24 protein-coding genes are annotated in these 22,937 nt (G+C 58.7%); 8 read left to right on the forward strand and 16 right to left on the reverse strand.

Annotation, left to right across the window (positions count from 1 at the left end):
* Positions 1-121: 121 nt before the first annotated feature.
* Both ABD112_RS03300 and ABD112_RS03305 read right to left on the reverse strand, forming a co-directional pair.
* Positions 122-1,492 (reverse strand): class II 3-deoxy-7-phosphoheptulonate synthase, encoded by a 1,371-nt coding sequence (locus ABD112_RS03300; RefSeq protein ID WP_343923140.1) that lies wholly within the window; start codon positions 1,490-1,492, stop codon positions 122-124.
* 86 nt (positions 1,493-1,578) lie between these two features.
* Complete coding sequence (locus tag ABD112_RS03305) at positions 1,579-2,274, reverse strand: lysophospholipid acyltransferase family protein (RefSeq protein ID WP_343923142.1); 696 nt, start codon at positions 2,272-2,274, stop codon at positions 1,579-1,581.
* A 163-nt stretch (positions 2,275-2,437) separates the two neighbouring features.
* Between ABD112_RS03305 and ABD112_RS03310 the strand changes: the two genes are divergently transcribed.
* Entirely contained in the window at positions 2,438-4,261 is a 1,824-nt protein-coding gene (locus tag ABD112_RS03310) for an AMP-dependent synthetase/ligase (RefSeq protein WP_343923144.1), read from the forward strand.
* A 110-nt stretch (positions 4,262-4,371) separates the two neighbouring features.
* Here ABD112_RS03310 and ABD112_RS03315 read toward each other — a convergent pair whose 3' ends face one another.
* The 3 genes from ABD112_RS03315 to ABD112_RS03325 form a co-directional block, all read right to left on the reverse strand.
* Positions 4,372-4,863, reverse strand: coding sequence for a peptide deformylase (locus ABD112_RS03315; protein WP_343923146.1), 492 nt, complete (start codon positions 4,861-4,863; stop codon positions 4,372-4,374).
* 4 nt (positions 4,864-4,867) lie between these two features.
* Positions 4,868-6,190, reverse strand: a complete 1,323-nt coding sequence (locus tag ABD112_RS03320) for a nucleotide-binding protein (RefSeq protein ID WP_343923148.1) — start codon at positions 6,188-6,190, stop codon at positions 4,868-4,870.
* 105 nt (positions 6,191-6,295) lie between these two features.
* Entirely contained in the window at positions 6,296-9,700 is a 3,405-nt protein-coding gene (locus ABD112_RS03325; protein ID WP_343923149.1) for a pyruvate carboxylase, read from the reverse strand.
* Between the two features lie 121 nt (positions 9,701-9,821).
* Between ABD112_RS03325 and ABD112_RS03330 the strand changes: the two genes are divergently transcribed.
* Positions 9,822-10,622 (forward strand): ParA family protein, encoded by an 801-nt coding sequence (locus ABD112_RS03330; protein WP_343923191.1) that lies wholly within the window; start codon positions 9,822-9,824, stop codon positions 10,620-10,622.
* A gap of 64 nt (positions 10,623-10,686) precedes the next feature.
* On the opposite strand, the gene ABD112_RS03335 is transcribed toward ABD112_RS03330, so the two are convergent.
* From ABD112_RS03335 to ABD112_RS03350, 4 genes are all read right to left on the reverse strand, one after another.
* Complete coding sequence (locus ABD112_RS03335; RefSeq protein WP_343923150.1) at positions 10,687-11,235, reverse strand: MerR family transcriptional regulator; 549 nt, start codon at positions 11,233-11,235, stop codon at positions 10,687-10,689.
* 227 nt (positions 11,236-11,462) lie between these two features.
* Positions 11,463-12,161 carry a transcriptional regulator FtsR gene (gene ftsR / locus ABD112_RS03340; RefSeq protein ID WP_425563792.1) on the reverse strand — a complete coding sequence of 233 codons (699 nt, stop codon included), beginning with the start codon at positions 12,159-12,161 and terminating at the stop codon, positions 11,463-11,465.
* Positions 12,161-12,670 carry an FHA domain-containing protein gene (locus ABD112_RS03345; protein ID WP_343923153.1) on the reverse strand — a complete coding sequence of 170 codons (510 nt, stop codon included), beginning with the start codon at positions 12,668-12,670 and terminating at the stop codon, positions 12,161-12,163. The genes ftsR and ABD112_RS03345 overlap by 1 nt, the downstream gene beginning before the upstream one ends.
* Positions 12,671-12,713: 43 nt before the next feature.
* Positions 12,714-13,298 carry a CDP-alcohol phosphatidyltransferase family protein gene (locus ABD112_RS03350; RefSeq protein WP_343923155.1) on the reverse strand — a complete coding sequence of 195 codons (585 nt, stop codon included), beginning with the start codon at positions 13,296-13,298 and terminating at the stop codon, positions 12,714-12,716.
* An 83-nt stretch (positions 13,299-13,381) separates the two neighbouring features.
* On the opposite strand from ABD112_RS03350, the gene ABD112_RS03355 reads away from it, so the two are divergent.
* Together ABD112_RS03355 and ABD112_RS03360 are read left to right on the forward strand one after the other, a co-directional pair.
* Positions 13,382-13,825: a hypothetical protein gene (locus ABD112_RS03355; protein WP_343923157.1), complete on the forward strand. Its 444-nt coding sequence runs from the start codon at positions 13,382-13,384 to the stop codon at positions 13,823-13,825.
* Positions 13,825-14,223 (forward strand): RNA-binding S4 domain-containing protein, encoded by a 399-nt coding sequence (locus tag ABD112_RS03360; RefSeq protein WP_343923159.1) that lies wholly within the window; start codon positions 13,825-13,827, stop codon positions 14,221-14,223. Before ABD112_RS03355 ends, ABD112_RS03360 begins: the two co-directional genes overlap by 1 nt.
* A gap of 186 nt (positions 14,224-14,409) precedes the next feature.
* Here ABD112_RS03360 and ABD112_RS03365 read toward each other — a convergent pair whose 3' ends face one another.
* From ABD112_RS03365 to ABD112_RS03380, 4 genes are all read right to left on the reverse strand, one after another.
* Positions 14,410-15,195 (reverse strand): thioesterase family protein, encoded by a 786-nt coding sequence (locus ABD112_RS03365; RefSeq protein ID WP_343923161.1) that lies wholly within the window; start codon positions 15,193-15,195, stop codon positions 14,410-14,412.
* A 17-nt stretch (positions 15,196-15,212) separates the two neighbouring features.
* Positions 15,213-15,479, reverse strand: a complete 267-nt coding sequence (locus tag ABD112_RS03370; protein ID WP_343923163.1) for a DUF7218 family protein — start codon at positions 15,477-15,479, stop codon at positions 15,213-15,215.
* Between the two features lie 209 nt (positions 15,480-15,688).
* Complete coding sequence (locus ABD112_RS03375; protein WP_343923164.1) at positions 15,689-16,780, reverse strand: Rv2578c family radical SAM protein; 1,092 nt, start codon at positions 16,778-16,780, stop codon at positions 15,689-15,691.
* Between the two features lie 54 nt (positions 16,781-16,834).
* Positions 16,835-17,413 carry a TetR/AcrR family transcriptional regulator gene (locus tag ABD112_RS03380; protein ID WP_343923166.1) on the reverse strand — a complete coding sequence of 193 codons (579 nt, stop codon included), beginning with the start codon at positions 17,411-17,413 and terminating at the stop codon, positions 16,835-16,837.
* A gap of 83 nt (positions 17,414-17,496) precedes the next feature.
* Here ABD112_RS03380 and ABD112_RS03385 point away from each other — a divergent pair, with 83 nt between their 5' ends.
* Positions 17,497-17,853 carry a sulfur reduction protein DsrE gene (locus ABD112_RS03385; protein WP_343923167.1) on the forward strand — a complete coding sequence of 119 codons (357 nt, stop codon included), beginning with the start codon at positions 17,497-17,499 and terminating at the stop codon, positions 17,851-17,853.
* 77 nt (positions 17,854-17,930) lie between these two features.
* Here ABD112_RS03385 and ABD112_RS03390 read toward each other — a convergent pair whose 3' ends face one another.
* A complete protein-coding gene (locus tag ABD112_RS03390) occupies positions 17,931-18,386 on the reverse strand; it encodes a hypothetical protein (protein ID WP_343923168.1) in 456 nt (151 codons plus the stop codon).
* A gap of 191 nt (positions 18,387-18,577) precedes the next feature.
* Here ABD112_RS03390 and ABD112_RS03395 point away from each other — a divergent pair, with 191 nt between their 5' ends.
* The gene (locus ABD112_RS03395) at positions 18,578-19,093 is read left to right on the forward strand and encodes a GNAT family N-acetyltransferase (protein WP_343923170.1); all 516 of its coding nucleotides are present in this window, start codon (positions 18,578-18,580) and stop codon (positions 19,091-19,093) included.
* Here ABD112_RS03395 and ABD112_RS03400 read toward each other — a convergent pair.
* The gene (locus tag ABD112_RS03400) at positions 19,088-20,458 is read right to left on the reverse strand and encodes an LLM class flavin-dependent oxidoreductase (RefSeq protein ID WP_343923171.1); all 1,371 of its coding nucleotides are present in this window, start codon (positions 20,456-20,458) and stop codon (positions 19,088-19,090) included. The two genes, ABD112_RS03395 and ABD112_RS03400, sit on opposite strands and share 6 nt — an antisense overlap.
* A 145-nt stretch (positions 20,459-20,603) precedes the next feature.
* Between ABD112_RS03400 and ABD112_RS03405 the strand changes: the two genes are divergently transcribed.
* The gene (locus ABD112_RS03405) at positions 20,604-21,182 is read left to right on the forward strand and encodes a flavin reductase family protein (RefSeq protein ID WP_343923173.1); all 579 of its coding nucleotides are present in this window, start codon (positions 20,604-20,606) and stop codon (positions 21,180-21,182) included.
* Here ABD112_RS03405 and ABD112_RS03410 read toward each other — a convergent pair.
* On the reverse strand, positions 21,179-21,703 hold the full coding sequence (locus ABD112_RS03410; RefSeq protein WP_343923175.1) for a hypothetical protein: 525 nt from the start codon (positions 21,701-21,703) through the stop codon (positions 21,179-21,181). The two genes, ABD112_RS03405 and ABD112_RS03410, sit on opposite strands and share 4 nt — an antisense overlap.
* Before the next feature lie 151 nt (positions 21,704-21,854).
* Here ABD112_RS03410 and ABD112_RS03415 point away from each other — a divergent pair, with 151 nt between their 5' ends.
* Complete coding sequence (locus tag ABD112_RS03415; protein ID WP_343923177.1) at positions 21,855-22,928, forward strand: NYN domain-containing protein; 1,074 nt, start codon at positions 21,855-21,857, stop codon at positions 22,926-22,928.
* Positions 22,929-22,937: the final 9 nt, after the last annotated feature.

Below are 22,937 nucleotides of genomic sequence, written 5' to 3' on the forward strand. Positions count from 1 at the left end.
TCGACTCGCGCTGCCCTTCTTCGCCCGGCCCCGCGACAAACACAAACGCTCGCCAGCGGCCAAATCCCGCGAAGGAAGGAAGACCAACTAGCGAGCGCTGATGGTGCTGAAACGCTATCGCTTAGAAAGCGCGGAGTTCCTCGGCTACGAGAAACGCCAGCTCAAGCGACTGCATGTGGTTGAGTCGCGGGTCACACAACGACTCGTAGCGAGTAGCCAAGGTGGCCTCGTCGATCTGTTCTGAACCACCCAAACACTCGGTGACATCGTCACCAGTGAGCTCAATGTGGATGCCACCTGGGTACGTTCCTGCGGCACTGTGCGCCTCGAAGAAGCCCTTGACCTCATCGACGACGTCATCGAAACGACGCGTCTTGTAGCCAGTCGGCGTGGTGAGGCCGTTGCCGTGCATAGGGTCAGAAACCCACAGCGGCGTCGCATCCATCTCCTTTATCGCTTCAAGCAGGGGCGGAAGCGCATCGCGGATCTTGCCAGCACCCATGCGAGTGATGAACGTCAATCGACCGGGCTCGCGCTGAGGGTCAAGCTTGTCGATGAGTTGCTTCATCGTTTCCGCAGTGGTCGATGGGCCAATCTTCACACCGATGGGGTTGCGCAGGCGTGAGAAGTAGTCGATGTGGGCACCATCAAGATCACGGGTGCGCTCCCCGATCCACAAGAAGTGGGCGCTCGTGTTGTATGGCGTTCCGGTTCGCGAATCGATGCGCGTCATCGGGCGCTCGTAATCCATGAGCAAGCCCTCGTGGCTTGAGTAGAACTCGGTGCGCTTGAGCTCGTCGAAGTCGGCGCCGGCCGCTTCCATGAAGCGCACCGCCTTGTCGATCTCCTTAGCGAGGCTCTCGTACTGGCGGTTGGCGGGGTTCGCCGCAAAGCCCTTGTTCCAGGAGTGCACCTGGCGGAGATCCGCAAAGCCACCCTGGGTGAACGCACGGATGAGATTCAGAGTGGATGCCGCGGTGTGGTAGCCCTCAACCAAGCGTGCGGGATCGGCGGTGCGCGATTCTGGCGTGAAGTCGAAGCCGTTGACGATGTCACCACGGTAAGCAGGAAGAGTGACATCTCCGCGGGTCTCGAAGTCGCTCGAGCGAGGCTTGGCAAACTGGCCTGCCATGCGCCCCATCTTGACGATGGGCTTGGACGCACCATACGTAAGAACAACGGCCATCTGCAGAATCGTCTTAACTCGATCACTGATCTGCTGGGCCGTAGCGCCAGCAAAAGTCTCAGCGCAGTCGCCACCCTGCAGCAAGAATGCTTCACCCTGCGCCGCACGCGCCAAACGATCGCGCAAGCGATCAACTTCACCGGCGAATACCAGCGGAGGCAGCGAGGCAATCTTGCTCGACGCTTCACCGACAGCATCGGCATCCGGCCACTGTGGCTGCTGCTTGATGGGGAGTGTGCGCCAGTTGTCGAGACCAGCGATCACGGCTGGATCAGCGAGCACGACTGGTTCTGACGGGTCGACCACAGGGAGATTCCTTCATACAGTTACTGCGAAAATGGCTGGGCTTGTGACCCACCTATGAGCTTACCGGCTCAACTGGGCGTCTCGTGTCACTGCTGGCGACGAGCAGGAGTCGCGCGTTCCTTGACCGACGTAGCGTAGACATCCACGTATTCCTGACCACTGATGCGGTTGAGTTCATACATGATTTCGTCGGTAATCGAACGTAAAATGAAGCGGTCACCCTCCATACCTTCGAAGCGGCTGAAGTCGAGCGGTTCGCCGAAGACGATGCCAATGCGGCCCATGCGAGGAATCTTGGTGCCGATGGGCATGACCTTTTCGGTGTCAATCATCGCCACAGGGACTACAGGAACGTGGCCCTCCAAGATCATGCGAGCAACACCGGTGCGGCCGCGATACATCTTGCCGTCAGGGCTTCTCGTGCCCTCGGGGTAGATACCGAGCACCTCGCCACGAGCGAGAACCGCGAGCCCAGTATTGAGCGATGCCTCGGACGCTTTGCCACCGGAGCGGTCGATGGGAAGCATCCCTGTGCCATTAAAGAAGGCACGCGACAGCCATCCGCGGATACCGCGGCCGGTGAAGTAATCGCTCTTAGCGAGGAAGAAAATGCGACGATCCATCACGAGAGGCAAAAAAACCGAATCGATGAACGAAAGGTGATTGCTGGCGAGGATTACGCCGCCCTTGCGTGGCAGATTCTCAAGCCCGGAGACCCACGGCCGAAACACGGTTTTTAGGATGGGACCGGCAACCAGATTCTTCATAAACCAATAGAACATGGTGCCTCTTTCTCCTGCTCGCGGGATCTTCTACTCTACCGCGCAGCAGAACGTACCCCACAAACGGGTGCAAATAGTCTCCCGCACCAATGCGCGGATAGCTAGGCGTGCAAGACGTAGCTAGAGTGGAGTAGACCACCTTACCGGTGCCAAAGGAGTTGCCGTGAAACAGTTTGATGTACCAGCCATCGTTGAGGCTGACCCGGAAGCGAACGTTACCGATCTCTTAATGGATCGTGTCGCGGCTACGCCCAATAGCGCGTTATTTTCACTCCCTACAGCCAATGGCGGCTGGAGTGATGTCACGTCGTCAGAATTCCTCACCCAAGTAAAGTCGGTTGCCAAAGGCCTTGTTGCCGCAGGCATTCAGCCCGGCGACAAAATCGGGCTCATGTGCAAGACGCGCTACGAGTGGACGCTCATCGACTTCGCGACCTGGTTCGCGGGTGCGGTGCTTGTTCCAATCTATGAGACCAGCTCGCCAACACAGATCCAGTGGAACCTCACTGACTCTGGTGCGATCGCGATCATCACCGAAACTCCCGACCACTTTGCGCGGTTCGATGAAATTCGCGCTGATGTGCCCGCCGTTACCAACGTGTGGCAGATCGATCTTGGCGATGTTGACAAGCTCGCGGTCTCAGGCAAGGACGTTACCGACGAAGAGATTGAGCGTCGTCGCAACTTGGCCAAGGGTTCCGATCTCGCTACCCTCATTTACACGTCTGGCACCACTGGCAAGCCGAAGGGGTGTGTTCTTACGCACTCGAACTTCGTCGAGCTGTGCCGCAACTCGCAGAAGGCAATTCCCGAGGTCGTAAACCCCGAGTCGAGCACACTGCTGTTCATCACAACGGCACACATCTTCGCTCGCTTTATCTCGATCCTGTGCATCCACGGTGGCGTAAAGGTCGGACACCAGCCTGATACAAAACTGCTGCTGCCCTCAATGGCATCGTTCAAACCGACATTCCTCTTGGCAGTGCCGCGTGTGTTCGAGAAGGTCTACAACTCCTCGGAGCAAAAGGCTGAAGCCGGTGGCAAGGGCAAGATTTTCCGCAAGGCTGCTGACGTTGCAATCGCGCATTCGAAAGCATTGGATGCCGGACACGTGCCTCTCGGCATGAAGATTCAGTTCGCGATCTTCGACCGACTCGTGCTGTCAAAGATTCGTGCAGCACTCGGAGGGCGCGTCAAGTACGCCGTTTCTGGTTCAGCGCCGCTGGGACTTCGCCTCGGACACTTCTATCGCAGCTTGGGTCTGACGATTCTCGAGGGCTACGGCCTCACAGAGACAACGGCTCCGATCTCGGTAAATAAGCCATCCAACTTCAAGATCGGTAAGGTCGGTCCCCCACTTCCCGGGGTCTCCGTTCGTATCGCTGAGGATGGCGAGATTCAGGCCAAGGGCGTCTGCGTATTCGATGGCTACTGGAACAACCAGGAAGCCACCGACGAAGTCTTCGATGGTGAATGGTTCAAGACCGGCGACATCGGCAAGTTCGATGAAGACGGCTATCTTGAGATCACCGGTCGCAAGAAAGAGATCATCGTTACCGCTGGCGGAAAGAATGTCGCCCCAGCCGCTCTCGAAGATCCCATTCGCGCCAACCCGATCATCGGCCAAGTCGTGGTCGTTGGCGAGCAACGCCCGTTCATTTCGGCGCTCGTCACACTCGACGAGGAGATGCTGCCGGTCTGGCTCAATAACAACGGTCTCGATGCAACGTGGACGGTGGAGCAGGCAGCCAAGCACCCGGCAGTACTCGCTGAAGTACAGCGTGCGATCGACGTCGGCAACGCGAGAGTCTCGCGGGCAGAATCGATTCGCAAGTTCCATATCCTTGATTCGGATCTCACCGAAGCCAGTGGTCACCTCACGCCGAAGTTGACCATCAAGCGAAACGTGATTCTCGCGGACTTCGCCGACGTAATCGATGCTCTGTACTCGAACTCACCGGCGACTGAAGGTATTTCGCTCAAGTAGAAGTCACCTCTCAGCAGTAGTTACCGAGGAGCAACGCTCCGATTCAAGAAATCCCTCGCAGCGTGCGAACGCGGCGGGGGATTTCTTGTTAAGGGATCGAATTGTGCCGGCTAGTACCAAGACGCTTGGCGAATCGCGCGCATTGCTTCACGCTTAGACTCGGGCTCGAGACCTTCAATATAGAGATGTCCATCGAGATGATCGGTTTCGTGTTGAAGTGCCTGAGCCATCAGCCCTTCGCCGCTGAGCTCTACAGGATCGCCATCGAGGTCAACACCGGTCACGCGAGCGAATGGGTGGCGCCGCGTCAGAAAGTAGAAGCCGGGCACTGACAGGCATCCCTCATCCATAAGCTCGGGCTCGCCTGACACTTCGACGAGCACGGGATTGATGATGTAGCCGACTTCGCCATCGATGTTGTAGCTAAACGCGCGCAGGCTGACCCCTATCTGGTTGGCGGCCAAGCCAGCGCGGCCAGGGATCTGAACTGACTCGATCAGATCATCGATAAGCGCCGCAGCACGCGCGTCGCCGATAATAATCGGATCGCACGCGGAACGAAGCACGGGATCGCCAAAGAGACGAATCTCACGAACAGTCATAGGTTCAGTCGGTCCGAACCTCAGGGAGGCCATCCATGACCACTGCAGCAAGCTCAAGGGCAGCGTTCTTGGTCAACTTATTGAGGTCACGGTAGTGCACCACCGAACCTGTTGCGAGGCTCGGGTCGTACGGAACACGAACAATTTCACGCACGCGCGATTTGAAGTGCGCCTCGATCTCCTCGAGCTTCACCAGGTTGGTCCCCTGCGTGGCAGTGTTCAACGCAACGACGGCGTTCTTGACAAGGTCGGCATGACCGTTCAACTCAAGCCACGTGAGTGTCTCGGATGCCAACCGTGCTTCGTCAACACTGCCGCCCGAAACGATGACAATAGAATCAGCTCGCTGAAGTGTGGCGCGCATTACGGAGTGCACGATGCCAGTGCCGCAGTCGGTGATCGCAACCGAATAGAAACGCTCGGCCATATCGGCGACGACGTTGTAGTCATCCTCGTCGAATGCCTCAGAGACGTGGGGGTCGGTGTCGGAGGCGAGAACGTCGAGTCGAGTTTCATCGCGCGAGACAACGGTCTGGAACTCGCTAAAGGTGTGAAGCGAGTCTGAGCGCATCACAACATCGCGCACCGTGGCACGGGTCTGCTTGTCAATGCGTTCCGCGAGCGTTCCACGGTCGGGGTTAGCATCGATCGCAATGATGCGGTCTTCGCGGGTATCGGCCAACGCCATACCGAGCAGGGCCGTGATCGTTGTCTTGCCAACGCCACCCTTGCGGGTAAGCACAGGAACGAACCGGGTGCCGCCAGTGAACATCTTCGTAATGCGAGCCTCAAGAGCCTTGCGCTCACGCACACGATATGAGTCGCCCATGTTGACCAAGTGGAACGTCACCGCGTAGACGAGTTGCTGCACGAAACCCTCAGGCGCTGGGCGGCGACTTTTCTTACTCTGGTTGATGAGACGCTCGGCAGTAAGCATCGTTGCCGTCTCCGGCGCTGGGCGAACTTCGGCGCGCTGACGACCTCGACGAGTCGTCGGATGATCGACCGGCGGTAGCTCGGGAATAACCGCAGCCTCAGGGGCAACCTCAGGGGGCATGGTCACAACCGATGCCGGAACAAACGAAATTGACGTCGTAGCCATCGAGGCAGGGTCGACGTGATGGGCGTTCACCGCAACATCATCGATCGCGACAGCGGCCTCATGCGCTGGAGTCTCCCGAACGGGAGTCGGCAACGACAACGTAAAGGTGAGACTTTCGCTGCTCGGTGCCTCTTTGACCGTCGAATCTTTCGAGTCGTGATCGGCCAACGAATTTTTGTCGTCAGCGGACGACTGCACATCGGGTTCATTGCGCTTAGTAGCCACTTATCGATCCCTTTCAGAAAGCAAACACACAACTTTACCGCGTAAAGGAGCCAAACGTGACCGTTGCTTCAACAACGGCCACGTTCGTAGCCTATAGAAGTGTGCCTAGCTGGGCTCAATCTCGACCAAAAGGTCACCAGCATCCACCTGTTGAGTCTTGGGGATCGCGAGACGTTTGACCGTGCCAGCAACGGATGCAGTAATTGCTGCTTCCATCTTCATCGCCTCAATTGACGCAACTGGCTGGCCTGCTTCGACCTTCGCGCCCTCCTCAACTTGAAGTGTCACTACACCAGAGAACGGTGCCGCGACGTGGCCCGGTTTCGAGGAATCTGCCTTCTCTGTTGCGGTCGAGTCGACCTTAATGCCGTGATCACGCACAAAGACCGGACGTAGCTGGCCGTTGAGCGTAGCCATCACCGTGCGCATGCCCTTGTCATCAGCCTCACCGATCGCCTCAAGCCCCACGAAGAGCTGAACACCCTTGGCGATCTCGACAACGTGCTCGTGACCCTGCTGCAACCCGTAAAGGTAGTCGGTGCTAGCAAGAGCAGAAAGATCGCCGTAAGCCTCTCGAGCCTTTTCGAAGATTTGCGTCGGACCAGCAAAGAGGAGCCTATTGAGCGCGGAACGACGTTCAACGGGTTCACCGTCGAGAGCAGCCTGATCCTCTTTACTAATCTCCTCAACGCCAATCTTGACGTTACGCCCCTTGAGAACCTTCGAGCGGAACGGCTCTGGCCAACCGCCAGGCAGTTCGCCCAACTCCCCCGCCATGAACCCAATCACGGAATCAGGGATGTCGTACTTGTCTGGATTCTCTTCAAAGTCAGCCGGGTCAGCCTTGGCCGCTGCAAGCGCAAGTGCGAGATCTCCCACAACCTTGGACGACGGGGTGACCTTTGGCGGACGTCCAAGCATCTTGTTTGCCGCAGCGTAAAGATTTTCGATGGTCTCGAACTGGTCTGCAAGGCCCAACGCAATCGCCTGCTGGCGCAGGTTCGACAGCTGACCACCCGGAATTTCGTGGTGGTAGACCCGGCCGGTTGGCCCAGGGAGCCCAGACTCGAAGGGTGCGTACGTGTGACGCACGGCCTCCCAGTACGGCTCGAGATCCGAAACTGCATCGAGCGAAATTCCGGTGTCCCGTGCGGTGTGTGCGAGGGACGCGACGAGAGCCGACAGAGAAGGCTGGCTTGTCGTTCCCGCCATCGGGGCGCTAGCGACATCCACAGCATCCGCACCGGCACGCGATGCGGCGAGCAGAGTAGCCAACTGGCCACCGGCGGTGTCGTGCGTGTGCACGTGCACAGGAGCGTCAAAACGCTCACGCAGCGCCGAAACGAGGGTCTCGGCGGCCTCAGCACGCAAGAGTCCTGCCATGTCCTTGATGGCCAGCACGTGAGCGCCGCTTTCCATGATCTGGTCGGCAAGCTTGAGGTAGTAGTCGAGCGTGTAGAGGTCTTCGTTGGGATCGAGCAAGTCACCCGTGTAGCAGAGTGCGACCTCAGCGACAGCGGTGCCCGTGTTGAGCACCGCATCGATAGCCGGGCGCATCTGCGAAACATCATTGAGTGCATCGAAGATACGGAAGATGTCTACACCGGTGTCTGCAGCCTCGCGAACGAACGCATCCGTCACCTCGGTGGGGTATGGCGTGTACCCGACAGTGTTTCGACCACGAAGCAGCATCTGGATGGCCACGTTGGGCAGAGCCTCGCGCATTGACGCGAGTCGCTCCCACGGGTCTTCTGCCAAGAAGCGCAAAGCAACGTCGTACGTTGCCCCGCCCCAGGCCTCAACCGAGAGCAGCTCGGGTGTCATGCGTGCAACGTGCGGCATTACAGCAACGAGATCACGCGTGCGCACGCGAGTAGCCAAGAGCGACTGGTGTGCGTCGCGGAAAGTGGTTTCCGTGACCGCCAGAGCCTTCTGCTCGCGCAGTGCCGAAGCGAAACCGGCCGGGCCAAGCTCCAGCAGCCGCTGGCGCGAACCGGCAGGTGCCTCAACTGACAAATCAACCGTCGGAAGCTTGAGCTGCGGATTGATGATGCCTGCACCATCGCCATTCGGCTGATTGACTGTAACTTCAGCCAACCACGTGAGGATCTTCGTGCCACGGTCTTTCGAGCGGTGCGAGTTCACCAGCTCGGGGCGCTCGTCGATGAACGCCGTGCTCAGGTCACCAGCAATGAACTCTGGGTCGTCGAGCACACCCTGAAGGAACGGGATGTTCGTAGTGACACCGCGAAGACGAAACTCCGCGAGTCCACGACGCGCACGACGCACCGCCGACGCAAAGTCGCGGCCACGGCAGGTCATCTTGACGAGCATGGAGTCGAAGTGGGGAGAAATCTGCGAACCGGCAGAAACCGTTCCACCATCCAAACGGATGCCGGCGCCACCGGGCGAGCGGTACGTGGTGATTTTGCCGGTGTCTGGCCGGAACCCGCTTGCCGGGTCTTCGGTCGTGATGCGGCACTGGAGGGCCGCTCCGCGTAGCTTGAGCTCGTCTTGACGCAGTCCTAATTCTTCGAGCGACTCCCCGAAGGCAATTCGCATCTGTGACTGAACGAGGTCGACGTCGGTGACCTCTTCGGTGACCGTGTGCTCAACCTGAATGCGCGGGTTCATCTCGATGAAGACGTGCTCACCTTTGCGCTCTCCCGCGGTGTCGAGCAAGAACTCGACGGTGCCAGCGTTGACGTAGTCGATCGACTTCGCAAACGCGATGGCATCGCGGTACATCGCTTGGCGCGTGTCTTCGTCAAGGTTGGGCGCCGGGGCAATCTCAACAACCTTTTGGTGCCGACGCTGAACTGAGCAATCACGCTCAAACAAGTGGATGATGTTGCCCTGCGAGTCAGCAAGAATCTGCACCTCAATGTGGCGCGGGCGCACAACCGCCTGCTCAAGGAACATCGTCGAGTCGCCGAAAGCACTTTCGGCTTCGCGCATCGCAGCCACTAGAGCATCGCGGAGATCCTCTTTCTTCTCGACGCGACGCATTCCACGACCGCCGCCGCCAGCCACAGCCTTGGCGAAGATCGGGAAACCGATATCGTCGGCGCCAGCAAGAAGCTCATCGAGGTCAGTGCTTGCCGGAGTCGACTTGAGCACGGGAACTCCCGCAACAATGGCGTGCTCTTTGGCGGTGACCTTGTTTCCGGCCATCTCGAGCACCTTCGTCGGCGGACCGATGAAGGCGATTCCCGCATCCGCTGCCGCATGAGCGAGCTCCGGATTCTCAGACAGGAAGCCGTAGCCAGGGTAGATAGCGTCAGCGCCGCACTCTTGAGCGACCCGGATTATCTCCGAAACATCGAGGTAGGCGCGAACGGGGTGCCCCTCGTCGCCGATGAGGTATGCCTCGTCGGCTTTAAGCCGATGGACCGAGTTTCGATCCTCATACGGAAAAACGGCAACAGTTCTTGCACCGAGCTCGACAGCCGCGCGCATTGCACGGATTGCGATTTCGCCTCGGTTGGCAACGAGAATCTTCTTAAACATTCGGTCCTTCCCGACAAAAACCAAGCCTAGAGTGATTGAACTCTGGCAGTTTCCTCAAGGGTGCGCAAAAGTTGGTGGAGTTTTAGGTTTCTTAACAGTAGTGAAGGTATCGTCGTTACTCGTGCACGTACTTAGCGTTAGCTCTCTCAAGGGGGGCGTAGGAAAGACGACTGTGACGCTCGGGCTCGCTTCGGCAGCCTTCGCTCGCGGTCTTCGAACTCTCGTTGTCGACCTTGATCCCCAGTCCGATGTGTCGACCGGCATGGATATCGATGTCACCGGTCACCTCAATGTTGCCGACGTGCTCGCTTCTCCCAAAGAGAAGATCGTGCGCGCGGCCATCGCGCCCAGTGGGTGGACTAAGGGTCGCCCCGGCAAAATAGACGTACTCATCGGCTCGCCATCGGCGATTAACTTTGATGGCCCGCACCCGAGCATCCGCGATATTTGGAAGCTCGAAGAAGCTCTCGCTAACGTCGAAGCTGACTACGATCTGGTGCTCATCGACTGCGCACCGTCGCTTAACGCGCTCACACGTACTGCGTGGGCTGCGAGTGACCGCGTCGCGATCGTCACCGAACCTGGACTGTTTTCTGTCGCGGCCGCCGATCGTGCGCTTCGGGCAATTGAAGAGATTCGTCGCGGGCTTTCTCCCCGACTTCAGCCACTCGGCATCATTGTGAATCGTTTGCGTTCACAGTCTCTCGAACACCAGTTCCGCATCAAAGAACTGCGAGACATGTTCGGCCCGCTTGTGCTTTCCCCGCAACTGCCAGAGCGCACGTCGCTTCAGCAGGCCCAGGGCGCCGCGAAACCACTTCATGTATGGCCTGGCGAGAGCGCTCAAGAGATGGCGCGCAACTTCGACCACCTTCTCGACCGCGTCATGCGCGCGGCACGAATGGGCGAGTACAACAACTAGCGCGGCGCCCGAGAAGTCAGCGCGTGCCGGTGAGACGCGTGCGCGCCTGAGAAAGTGTGGGCGCCTAAGAGGCGCGGGATACGCGGCGTTTAGCCAGCTCATCCATAGGGTCTTCACCCTTGACAGTGTCGAGATCGATGAGGCTTGTCTCGACCTCGCGAAGAACTTTGCCAACAGCGATGCCGAAGACACCCTGGCCGCGGCTGACGAGGTCGATGACTTCGTCGTTGGACGTGCACAGGTAGACACTGGCGCCATCGCTCATGAGCGTGGTCTGTGCGAGATCGTGGATGCCCGATTCGCGAAGCTGGTTGACCGCAACGCGGATTTGCTGCAGTGAGATGCCGGTGTCCAGGAGGCGCTTTACGAGTTTGAGAACCAAAATGTCGCGGAATCCATAGAGTCGCTGCGAGCCTGAGCCTGCGGCACCGCGAACGGTCGGTTCGACGAGCTCGGTGCGGGCCCAATAGTCGAGCTGGCGGTAGCTGATGCCTGCTGCGCGAGCGGCAACCGCACCGCGGTAGCCGGCGGAGTCATTGAGGTCTGGCATTCCGTCAGTAAAGAGGAGGCCGAGGTCGTAGCGTGATGTTTCGCTACGGTTCAATTCACTCATGGCATTGCCCCTCTAGATTCTGATTCGACCAGCACGACAAGCAAGCAACCTTCATGTTGAAGTTGACGCTTAGTCTTTCGTGTTACCCCACGGTAGTCACGCCCGCCGCATCGATCAACGACATTCGCAAAAACTCCGCGGCGTGTCGGAATTAGTCGGGAAAACTGCGCCAATGCCCGTCAATAGTGATCGGCCGAAGCCAAAAAACGATCAACAAATCGACCGTACTACGAATCGAGTCTGCTGAGGGCGGATCGGATAATACTGCTGCGAACAATCTCCAACTGCCCCGCGATTTCGCGAGCCATCTCTGCAGCACGAGCGCGGCTTGATGCATCTTTGCGACGAGCAACCGGCATCAAAGCACTCTCGATGAGCCCAAGCTCTCGCTCAGCCGCGGCGCGAAAACCACGCAAGTGCCTCGGCTCAATACCGCTGCGCTGAAGTTCCACAAGCGACTTGAGCACCGCAAGAGAATCTTCGCCAAAAACATCGGATGCCACAATGAGCGACGACGAAATAGCGTCACCCAAGAGCATGGGGCTTGCGCCCGACTCTCGGATCAATTCGTCGCGAGTGAGCTTGCGCTCCGCAGACAGCATGGAGGCGGCCGCGATGGTGCCACCAGGCAGCTCAGGGGTGCGCCCAACATCCATCTCTTCGAGATAGCCACGGATTACTTTGAGCGGCAAATAGTGATCCCGTTGCATGGAGAGAACGAAACGCAGTCGCTCCATGTCGGACGGCGAAAACTTGCGGTACCCCGACGCAGTGCGCGCTGGCGCTACAAGCTTTCGCTCCTCAAGAAACCGAAGCTTCGACGGAGTGAGATCAGGAAACTCAGGACTGAGTTTTGCGAGAACTTGCCCAATGCTCAAAAGCACTGGCGCTGGAGATGGACGCGCTTGACGCGCAACCCCAGCCACTAATTACCAGTCGCAGAGGGAAGATCACGGCGCGACGCATAGAACGTGAGCCTGTACTTGCCAACCTGAACCTCGGCACGGTCGCGAAGGACCGCAGTCGACTCGATGCGATCACCACCGAGGTAGGTGCCGTTGAGCGAGCCTAGATCTTTGACATCGAACGTGGTGCCCTGTCGCAAAAACTCGACGTGACGACGCGACACAGTGACATCATCGAGAAAAATATCTGCCTCAGGATGACGACCAACCGTGGTGACATCGGCATCCAACAAAAAACGTGCTCCAATATTTGGCCCGCGGCGCACGATCAGCAGGGCAGAACCCGACGGCAGCGCGGTAATCGCCGACTGCTCGTCGGCCGATACATCGCCGCCCATGGCAGCAACCTGAGCAGCAAACTCGAGACTATAGGTCGCCGTGGTGTCGGTCGACTCGACAACTGGCTGCGCGGACGTCTCGTTTGCCGACTGTACGTCGGCGCCGTGACCATTATTTATTGACTCAACCATCGCAAACCTCCTGACTAACCAGCGTATCGGATGGGAGCACTCCTCAACCCCTCGGAATGCGAGAAATTCGAACGGATTGTGCAACATAAATGAAGCCAGCCCACCAATACAAGAACGCGCCCCAAAGCGCGAACGCCCAACCGATCGGATCTGTGGCCCACGCGACGTCAGGGAACGCCTGCCCCAACATCAAAATCGGAAGCGCATAGAAGAGTGCGGCTGTAGCAACTTTGCCCAAATGATGAACCGGAAGTGGCCCGAAACCATAATTGGCCGAAATGATTCCTAGGATCACGAGCACGATGTCGCGCGCAACAATCACGAAGAATAGCCACCACGGAATCACATCTCGGACCGCTAACCCAATCAGCGCAGCGAAGATGAAAAGTCGATCGGCAGCGGGGTCAAGCAACTGACCCAACCTGGTGATCTGGTTGAACCGTCGCGCGATCACACCGTCGAGGTAGTCACTGACGCTGGAGACGACAAGAACGATGAGCGCTAGCGCGTCTTGAGCCGAGATAATGAAGAAGAGAAAAAGCGGCACCAGAGCGAGCCTGATGAAACTCAAGATATTGGGCACAGTCCACACACGATTGCTGATCTCGGGTGAACTACTGAATGCCACACCCCGAGTGTAGCCAGCATCCGCGAACGAAATGCCGCTATAGCAGCACGAAGTTGATGGGCATCAGGCGTAGCCTTGACTGCATGTCATGCATCCGCTTTAACACTCCGGCGCAGCGGGCCCAAATGCGGGCAATGGCGCCGTCGATGGTCACCGCCGAGGAGGCAGCTGCACAGCACCCCGCCCCCGAGGTCACTGACAGCAAAATTGCGCGGCTTCGACTTCTCGCCCGTAATGCAAATCCTAAGATTCGCGAAAGCGCGGCCAGCAATCACAACACACCGGTCGACGTATTCGAAGCGTTGGCACAAGACTCCGATGACGGCGTTCGAGCGTGTGTGGCTCGCAACGAGTACGCACCGTGTGACGTCCTGCGGATGCTCGCCCATGACCCGTCAGACACGGTGCGTGGATTTCTCGCCATCAACTTTTTCGTTCCCGACGACGCAATGAGCACGCTCGCCGCCGATGAAAGCGCCACAGTGCAGCGTCTTGTGCGCTGGAAGCACGAACTCGCTAGTGTCTGATGGCTGCGGGATCAGTTCGGGTCGATAGTTGGCTATGGGCGGTGCGCGTTTTCAAGACGCGTTCGCAAGCGACCACGGCGTGCCGGGCAGGACACGTCAAGATTGGCGGCGCAAGCGTTAAAGCTGCGCAAGCGGTGAAAGTCGGCGATCAGGTGCAGATCCGCATCGCAGGGTTTGATCGAATTCTCGTTGTGAAGCAAACTATCGTCAAGCGGGTCTCCGCGGTAACGGCGGCGGAGAGTTTCATCGATGAGACTCCCCCGCCGCCGTCCCGAGAAGAGGTTGCTATGGCTCCTCGGCGCGACCGTGGTGCGGGCCGCCCAACTAAACGCGAACGACGCGAGCTTGAGAAGCTGCGTGGTCGCGATGAACTGGACTCGCGACCACGCGACAACTAACTCGGTTTGCTCGCTACGCCGTCGAGCCAGAGGGTCTCTGAATCATCGCGATGCGCACCACTCGTGCCGACGTGCTTGGCACCGATTTGGGGTCCGTTCGTGATGGCGTGCACCATCGACATCTCGGCCGACCGACCGACCCGAATCCGGGCGCAAGAGGGACTGGGAAAATTTGTCCGAAGGTGGCTAGAGCTTACGCAGAGTGAGAATCTGCTCAGCCCGACCGAGGGGGCCATCCACATCGTGGAGCACCGTAGAGGTCAAGCCCACGCCATCCGCACCAAAGTTGACCGAGTTTTCTAATCCCAGCCACTCCCCCGCTGGAACCCGGTACAGATGCACCTGGAGGTCGACATTCGGGAACGCGTAGCCCCCCTCGCCCGGTTTCACCCGCGTGGCAATTCCGTTGCTGGTGTCGACCAGACCCGTAAGCCGAGCAAAGTCGCTAACCGGTTCGGTGGTGAGCAGCGGATAGGGCGTGCGCAACCACACTCGACCACTCCCGGCGGCATGATCCGGTAGCGCTCGCGCTTCGATCGACTGAATGTAGCCACCGGGCCACTGGGCGAGGTTCACTGGCGCACCCGCATGCTTAAGCGAGGGCATCCGTTGGTCAACAATGCCGAGAACGTCGGTGGTATCGGAAGTCTGCAGGCGCCACGCAGTCGCGCGGACCGCTATGCGACCGCCAGCGACCAGCTCGGCCTGCACCAGTTCGATGGTGCGGCCGGGGCGCACCATCGACGTGACGATCTCAAACTCGCCGTCAGGAATCAGCCCGAGGATCTCATAGCTGATCCGCGCGATGCGGAGCCCGGGTCGCGCCTCAAACGCTTCGAGGACGTGCGCCATAATGCCCGCAACCGGAGCCATATGTTGCTCGTGCGGATTCCACGCACCCTGTGCATGGATTGTCGACTCAAAGTGGGTGTCGTCGTGCCGCACGTAATACGACTGCGCTGTAGGGGTCACAGCACCAGCCTATCCAGCTAGTGCGAACGCAACTTTTCAATCAGGGCACTCTTGTTGAGAGAAGAGTAGCCGTGAAGGTCGAGTTCCCGCGCGCGTTCCTTCAGTTCTGCTACTGTCCAATCGTCGTAGGAGCCGGACTCTCCGCCACGTTTTCCTATCGTGGAGCGGCCCTCCTTTGCTGCTGCATTGGAGATGCGCGCTGCCTTCTCCTTGGATGCGCCATCGTCGCGCAAATCTTCGTAGAGCTCGGGGTCTTTGAGTCGTGAATTCTTGTTGCTCGGCATAGCGACATTACTCCTTATCGGCCGCATCATTCGCGAGGCCCTGTCTCGGCTCAGACTAATCACGTGGGCAGCTCACGAACCCGCCTCACCGAGAACCCGAAGCCAACGCTGAGGGAGCATCCAGAAATCGACTGCGAGCGACGGTGAGCCTCTGATAGCGACTGCGAAACCAGGGCGCTTCCGTGCGGCGGCTTCTCGCGCCGAGGGTTCTAGAACAGCGTTGGCTGAGGCATCGCTCGAGCCGCCAATTCGGGCGGCATCTCTTCTGCGATCAGTGAGCGCTCACCGTTGCTGTCACGGGTGCGAAACTGTGTACTCGAGCCAACGATCCCCGTTGCAGGGTCGAGAGCTGTGCGCTCTAAACCGTGACGACGGATGATCGGGTGCAACTTTGCCGCAAGCCACTGTCTGTACTCCTTAGGCGCGTAGGTTCCGTACGAAAACATAGAGCGATACTTCTCCACCAACTCGGGATGAGCTCTCTCGAGCCACTGAAAGTACCACTCCTTCGTGCCGGGCTTCAGGTGAAGTGCCGAATACGCAATCGACGTGCCTCCAGCCGCTTTCACTTGCGCCACAGCACGTTCGAGATGGTCCCGCGTGTCGGTAAGAAACGGCAGGATTGGCATGAGGAACACTGCACAATCGAGACCCGCTTCCCTAACCGCTGTAACCGTCGCCAGCCGGGCCGTCGCCGTGGGAGTGCCCGGCTCAACCGACTGCTGCAACTCGTCGTCGCAGATCGCGATAGACATTCCCACATCAACGGGCACATGCTCGCTCGCCTCCGCCAAGAGGGCGAGGTCGCGCCGCAACAGGGTGCCCTTCGTGAGAATGGATAGCGGCGTGCCCGACGCCGCAAGGGCTGCGATGATCCCCGGCATCAGGCGATAACGGCCCTCTGCCCGCTGATACGGATCAGTGTTTGTGCCCAGAGCTACCGGATGCCGGCCCCAACTGGGCTTGCTGAGCTCCTTGGCCAGAACCTCAGCAACGTTGACCTTGACGATGATCTGAGTATCGAAGTCTTTTCCGGCATCAAGATCTAGAAACTCGTGGGTGGGTCTGGCGAAGCAATAAGTGCACTGGTGGAGACATCCGCGCATCGGATTGATGGTCCACCCGAATGGCATGTCACTGGCGGTGGGAACTTTGTTAAGCGCACTCTTGGCGAGCACCTCGTAAAAAGTGACGCCAGCAAACTCTGGGGTTCGTACGGTGCGAACGAGATTGTTGAGGCGCGCGAGCCCTGGCAAAGCATTGGGTGCTTCGCTATTGACCTGCTGCCCGCTCCACCGCATTTATGTATTCGAACATATATTCGAATATCGCGCAAGCTGAGGTTACGCCTGCGCCTACGCCTGCGCCTGCGCCTGCGAAGACACCAGCCTGCGCACGAATTCCGCGATCTCGCGGACTCCCCCGGCCACGCCGGTCAACTTGGCCGACGTGAGCGCACCGTCGTAGATCACCGTGACATTCGCGACGAGCGGTTCGCCGCCCACGCCGCTGAGCAAGTCAGCAATGTGGAGATGGAGCACCCTGCGGTAGCGAACGATCGCAGCCTGCACATCGGGCATATCCGGGCACTCGATCGCCGCATTAGTGAAGGGGCAACCATGGAATTTGCCCGCATCCACCTGGTCAGCAAGCGCGCTGAACAACTGTGCGACACGGTCAGCAGGTGCCGCGCTCGTATCGTCGACTGCCCTCACGCGCTCCAACCAGGCATCCGCTTCCTCATGGAGGTAGGCGGCGATGAGTGCTTCTTTGCTGGGGAAGTGATGGTACATGCTCCCCTTGGCAACGCCCGCCTGTGCGATTATGGTGTCGATGCCCGTCGCGTTGATGCCGTGGGAGTAAAAGAGTTCGGCTGCGGTGTTCAACAGTTTCGTTCGTGAAGTGAGCGGAGCCTGAGTGGTTGTTGTGGGCATTTTGCAATTCTAGACGAACCTGTCTATATTTACTAGACGGATCCGTCTATAACTGTTGGACGGCCAACTCAAGGAGCTAATAAATGTCAGATCTCAAGATTGCCGTCGTCATCCTCGAAACCCTCGAGAACAACAGCGCACGCGTTTATCGCGGCCTCAAGACCGCCCTGGAATTCAAGGCAGCCGGAGACGACGTAATCGTCATGTTCGACGGTTCAGGAGTCGAGACTCTCGCCAAGATTGCAGACCCAAGCCACGCAATGAACGGACTCGTCACAGCCCTCGACGACACCATCGTCGGAGCATGCGAATTTTGCGCCAAGTCGCACAAGGTTTTCGCGCCCATCCGCGACGCTGGATTTCCGCTACTTTCCGACAACGGCGGCGAAGCAAGCGTTCGCAAGCTCGTTGTCGACGGCTACCAAGTCATGAACTACTAGCAGCATCCAGCGACCTGCGCGGACCCGGCCTCAGCCAACCCCAGTCGTTGGCGAGGCGTGGGTCCGTGGGCTAGTAGCTATCTGACAAGAACACGCACAGCAACAAGTCCGAGAATGGCGCCGTAAATCAGGTGGCCCATCAGAGAAAGCAGCGCACCCGCATTGATGGCAAAGAGCGCTCCGCCGAGCATCATCGGCATGATCATGAGGGGTCCGAGTACCCACCAGATCGCACCGTAGACCATTCCGACGACCAGGCCACGGATGTATCCGGTCAGCAGTCGTGAGCCGAACAGCACCGTGAGTCCGATACCGAAGACGATGGAAATCATCATGTGCACGAGGAACCCGACGATGGGCGATTGAGAACCGACCATCATCGCCAGCGTCGGGAGCGTCCCCATCATCGCCATCAGCATCCCGAAGACGATGCCGCCGGCGACTCCGCCGATGACGCCCGCGACGACGCGGCGCGCGAAGGACGGAGAAGTCGTTGATGTACCTGATTTGGTTGAATTAACTGTCGTGGACATTGAAATGCCTCCCGATAGGTGCTGCGTGGTTTCCCGAAAATGGGTGGTTGCCACTGACGCTACGGATAAGTGCACGCGTGCTCTGCGATCTCAGTTACACAACGGCAAAGCAATTGCTTGAGATAGCGAGTACTGCCGTTATGCCGCGATGCACGTCCGACGTCACCGCCCACGCTGATAACGTCATAGTCGTGTTTTCTAAAGTGACGGTCCCGACAACTCTCCAGACGCGCGATGGGGAGATGACTCTTCGGTACTCCGAATTAGGAGACATCGACACCATCCTTCAACTGTTGGCGGATGACCCTGTCAGCTCGCTTCGTGGCGATAATGCACGGCCCGAGGATCGCCCCGCCTACGAGAAGGCATTCCACGCGATAGCAACCACGCCAGCAAACGCGCTGCTCGTTGTTGTTGCCCCATCTGGTGATGTCGTCGCGACAATGCAACTGACCGCGATTCCCGGAATGGCGCGACGCGGTTCGCACCGACTTCAAGTGGAGGCCGTGCGCGTTGCCGCCAGCCAGCGCTCCTCTGGCATCGGCGGCGCGATGATGCGCTGGGTAATTGAAACCGCAGCGCCCGCGCTCGGCGCCACACTGATCCAACTCACGTCGGATGAAGCGCGCACTGACGCCCACCGCTTCTACACAAAGCTGGGCTTCGAGGCGTCGCACATCGGCTTCAAGTACTCCATCAAGCTATAACGACCGACGGTAGCGTGCGCCCGCGTGCTCGTCAGGCAGCCGATCTCCTCTTCCGTGCAGCTTGTTGCGCAAGGTGCCTTCGACATACTCCTTGGGGTAGAGACCGCGCTCGCGCAATACGGGAATGACATGCTCTACAACGTCTTCGAAAGTGCCAGGTGTTATCGCGTAGGCAAGGTTGAATCCGTCAACATCGGTTTCTTCTACCCACTGTTGCAACTCATCCGCAATTTCTTCGCCAGATCCGATGATGAACGGGCCTAGCCCGCCAATAGCGCCAAGCCGCGCGATGTCCCGAACCTTCCATTCGCTTCCGTCGTCGTTTGCCTGTTGAAAGTTGGCGACAGTGGACTGAATCGCATTGCTCTTGACGTTGCCAATGGGCTCGTCGAGGTCGTACTGCGAGAGGTCGATTCCCATCCAGCCGGACATGAACACGAGGGCACCTTCTTCGCTTGCGTAACTCAGATAGTCGGCGTATTTTTCCTGAGCCTTCTCGGGCGTTGCATCGGTAATTATCGTCAACAAGGTGTAGATGCGCGCTGAGTATCGATCCCGACCTGCCGCCTCGAGCGCATCCCGAATCCGTGCAACTGTCGCTGTTAACCCCGATTTTGTTGAGGCGGCGACAAAGATCGCTTCTGCATTTCCGGCGGCGAACTTGATGCCGCGGGGTGAAGCTCCGGCTTGGTAGATCACCGGTGTGCGCTGCGTCGACGGTTCTGACAAGTGGATTCCGGGCACCGTGAAATGTTTGCCTCGATGATCGATGTCGTGGACCTTGCTTGGATCGGTAAACACTCCCGATTCTCGGTCGCGAATCACGGCGTCGTCCTCCCAGGAACCCTCCCATAGCTTGTAGAGAACTTCGAGGTATTCGTCGGCATGATCGTAACGATCATCATGCTCGAGCTGATCGTCGCTTCCCATGTTGCGTGCTGCCGAGGGAAGATACCCCGTAACGACGTTCCATCCGACCCGCCCCTTTGTGAGGTGGTCGAGCGTCGACATACGACGGGCGAACGGGTATGGATGCTCGTACGCCGTGCCGGCGGTAATTCCGAAACCCAGGTGCTCGGTAACGTGCGCCATGGCTGAGACGAGCAGCAGGGGATCATTGACGGGAACTTGGGCGCCGTGACGAATGGCGGCCTCGTTGGACCCGGCATACACGTCGTAGGTGCCAAGAACGTCAGCGATGAAGATGCCGTCGAAGGTACCGCGTTCGAGCAACTGAGCGAGTTCAGTCCAGTAGTCCAAGTCTTTATAGCGCCAGGATTGGTCGTCGGGGTGACGCCACATTCCAGAGGACTGATGAGCGACGCAGTTCATGTCGAAGGCGTTGAAACGGATTTGTCTAGGCATGCCACCATGGTGCGCCGAGCGACCCTTCTGCGCACGCGGCAGTGAAACAAATGACGCAACACAGGGAAACAAAGAGAAACATTCTCGCGTAGGCAGTGAATGCGGCGCACTCTTGTTCGTATCCCCCTAACTTTCGGATGGACGAATGCAGACAACGACGAATCACAAGGAACTGGCTCATCACGACGCTCACATCTCGAGTGAATGCTACTCAGACCGTGCCGAAATTAGTGGCGAGGACTTCGCTCGCGCCTTCCGCCAATACCCTGGCGGTGTCGCCGTCATTACGGCGGACTCCCCCGATGGTCCCGTTGCCCTCACTGCTACGTCGGTTGTTTCTGTGAGCGCCGCGCCACCACTGCTTGCGTTCTCTATTAGCCATCGCGCGTCGACCGCGGCCAGCATTCGAAGCGCACACTCGTATGTCGTGCACTTCCTAGGGAAAGACCAACTGGAGATCGCCCAATTGTGCGCGACGAGCGGCGTCGATCGATTTGCCGATACCCGGCTGTGGGCACGCCTACCAACCGGCGAACCGTATTTTCCCAGCGCACCGGCGTGGGTCGCTGGAACCCGGATCGATCAGCTTGACGCTGGGGCTGCCTCAATCATCCTGTTACGCGCAACGCAATCGAAGGTTACCCCCGGAGCAGATGGCACCCCACCCCTCGTGTATTTCAATCGTGGTTGGCACCATTTAGGCGAGCACTCGCAAGTGAGTTAGGCAGGTTCGACGACTGAGATGGCGTCCTCGTCGCCCCACGACTCAACGAGAGTCACTCGACCACGCGAATCTCCAATAGCGAGCACGAGCGCAATGATCGCTGTCGCGATCCCGACGACACCCAACGGATTCGCGATACCGATAGCAATCCCCAGTGCTGGTTCTGTGGGGCCGCTGATGATCGTCTGGAGACCATGGGGTGTCGAATCTGGGATGGTCAGGCCCAAGAGGAATCCGCAGACTCCCGAGGCGATGAGCAGCGCATGCGTGAGGGCACGTGTCTCGAAACCACGACGTGCTGTGCGTCGCACCGCTAGCCCGGTGAGCACCAGCAATACGGCAAAGATCACACCTAACGTTGCCGCGTAAGCGATCGTGAGGTCGCCGCCGATACCGAACAAGTGTCGGCCGAACGAGATCCACCCAGCCACGGCGATGCCTGCCACAATGACGGCGATACCGGTGCGGCCTGATCGCGGAACTCCAGGGGTCGCACGAACCCTAATTGCGCTGTACGTCATCACACGCCCCCATTTACTGTCCTCGCCATAATCGTAGCGATGATAGCGCGCATAAAGTCGCTCAATCGCGCGGCGAGTACTGCTAACGTGAGCCGAAGAAGCCTCAGGAAATGACCGCGTGATGTCGACCGCTCAAGCCATAGGAGACCACATGACTGCCTCAACAGAGGGCCGCGTTGCTGTCTATATCGACTTCGATAACATCGTGATCTCGCGTTATAACCAAAAACATGGCCACGGCCAGTTTTACAAAGACAGAGCCCGGTCCCACAATTCGAGTCGTACTGTCTCGAGCGCGGTAGGTATCAAAATCGCTGAGGCTGAAGTGGATGTCGAAGCCATCCTCGACTACGCATCATCGTTCGGAACGGTGGCCCTCAGTCGCGCCTACGCCGACTGGTCGGTGCCCGTCAACTCGGGCTACCAGAAGCAGCTCATCAACCGCGCGGTTGAACTGGTACAGCTCTTTCCGTTGACCGCCCAAATGAAGAATGGGGCCGACATCCGCCTAGCGGTTGATGTGATGGAAGACCTGTTTCGACTGCCCGATCTTACGCACGTGGTTATCGTCGCCGGAGACTCTGACTATGTAGCGCTCGCGCAACGTGCCAAAACACTCGGGCGCTTTGTCGTCGGTGTTGGGGTTGCTGGCGGAACGAGCCAAGCACTCACATCGTCGTGCGACAAGTTCGCCGACTATGACTCTTTGCCAGGGATTGAATTCGATAGCAACGTGCTGCCAGCTCCCGCTGCCATTCCAGCTGTAGCGGTATCGGCACCGGCGGCGGTATCCACAAAGTCCGCTCCAGAGGTCACTCCCGCCAAAAAACCGGCAGGCACTTCCCTCTCGTCCCACTCATCCGCGACGGCCAAGAAATCGCCGACGGCGGCAGCGAAGCAGTCCGCAAATGCAGCCAAGAAAGTCAGTCCAACACCAGCGGGCGCTGCGCAAGGCACTGCCGAGCAGCAGACCGCAAAAGTTAGCCCGCTCAAGCTGTTAGTGCGGGCAATTCGGCTCGTGCAGCAGAAGGAGGACTCCGACTGGTCGAACAGTTCTCCCGTAAAGAACCAGATGCTCCGAATCGATCCATCGTTCGACGAGGCATCGTTGAAGTTCAAGACGTTCAGCGACTTCGTGACCTCGTTCAGCGCACACGTTGAGATGCGTGAGCACGAGGGAGTCCGGCAGCTGCGGCTTCGGCCAAACGCGTCAAACCCCAAGTAGGCCTAGCGG

The organism is Rhodoglobus aureus (assembly GCF_039527955.1).
Classification (GTDB): Bacteria; Actinomycetota; Actinomycetes; order Actinomycetales; family Microbacteriaceae; genus Rhodoglobus; species Rhodoglobus aureus.

What these genes read in the sequence shown, in the direction of transcription:
- ABD112_RS03305 (WP_343923142.1), bottom strand. Translation starts at nt 2,274, where the DNA reads ATGTTCTATTGGTTTATGAAGAATCTGGTTGCCGGTCCCATCCTAAAA.
- ABD112_RS03315 (WP_343923146.1), bottom strand. Translation starts at nt 4,863, where the DNA reads ATGACTGTTCGTGAGATTCGTCTCTTTGGCGATCCCGTGCTTCGTTCC.
- ABD112_RS03325 (WP_343923149.1), bottom strand. Translation starts at nt 9,700, where the DNA reads ATGTTTAAGAAGATTCTCGTTGCCAACCGAGGCGAAATCGCAATCCGT.
- ABD112_RS03335 (WP_343923150.1), bottom strand. Translation starts at nt 11,235, where the DNA reads ATGAGTGAATTGAACCGTAGCGAAACATCACGCTACGACCTCGGCCTC.
- ABD112_RS03345 (WP_343923153.1), bottom strand. Translation starts at nt 12,670, where the DNA reads ATGGTTGAGTCAATAAATAATGGTCACGGCGCCGACGTACAGTCGGCA.
- ABD112_RS03355 (WP_343923157.1), top strand. Translation starts at nt 13,382, where the DNA reads ATGTCATGCATCCGCTTTAACACTCCGGCGCAGCGGGCCCAAATGCGG.
- ABD112_RS03360 (WP_343923159.1), top strand. Translation starts at nt 13,825, where the DNA reads ATGGCTGCGGGATCAGTTCGGGTCGATAGTTGGCTATGGGCGGTGCGC.
- ABD112_RS03370 (WP_343923163.1), bottom strand. Translation starts at nt 15,479, where the DNA reads ATGCCGAGCAACAAGAATTCACGACTCAAAGACCCCGAGCTCTACGAA.
- ABD112_RS03375 (WP_343923164.1), bottom strand. Translation starts at nt 16,780, where the DNA reads ATGCGGTGGAGCGGGCAGCAGGTCAATAGCGAAGCACCCAATGCTTTG.
- ABD112_RS03380 (WP_343923166.1), bottom strand. Translation starts at nt 17,413, where the DNA reads ATGCCCACAACAACCACTCAGGCTCCGCTCACTTCACGAACGAAACTG.
- ABD112_RS03385 (WP_343923167.1), top strand. Translation starts at nt 17,497, where the DNA reads ATGTCAGATCTCAAGATTGCCGTCGTCATCCTCGAAACCCTCGAGAAC.
- ABD112_RS03390 (WP_343923168.1), bottom strand. Translation starts at nt 18,386, where the DNA reads ATGTCCACGACAGTTAATTCAACCAAATCAGGTACATCAACGACTTCT.
- ABD112_RS03400 (WP_343923171.1), bottom strand. Translation starts at nt 20,458, where the DNA reads ATGCCTAGACAAATCCGTTTCAACGCCTTCGACATGAACTGCGTCGCT.
- ABD112_RS03405 (WP_343923173.1), top strand. Translation starts at nt 20,604, where the DNA reads ATGCAGACAACGACGAATCACAAGGAACTGGCTCATCACGACGCTCAC.
- ABD112_RS03410 (WP_343923175.1), bottom strand. Translation starts at nt 21,703, where the DNA reads ATGACGTACAGCGCAATTAGGGTTCGTGCGACCCCTGGAGTTCCGCGA.
- ABD112_RS03415 (WP_343923177.1), top strand. Translation starts at nt 21,855, where the DNA reads ATGACTGCCTCAACAGAGGGCCGCGTTGCTGTCTATATCGACTTCGAT.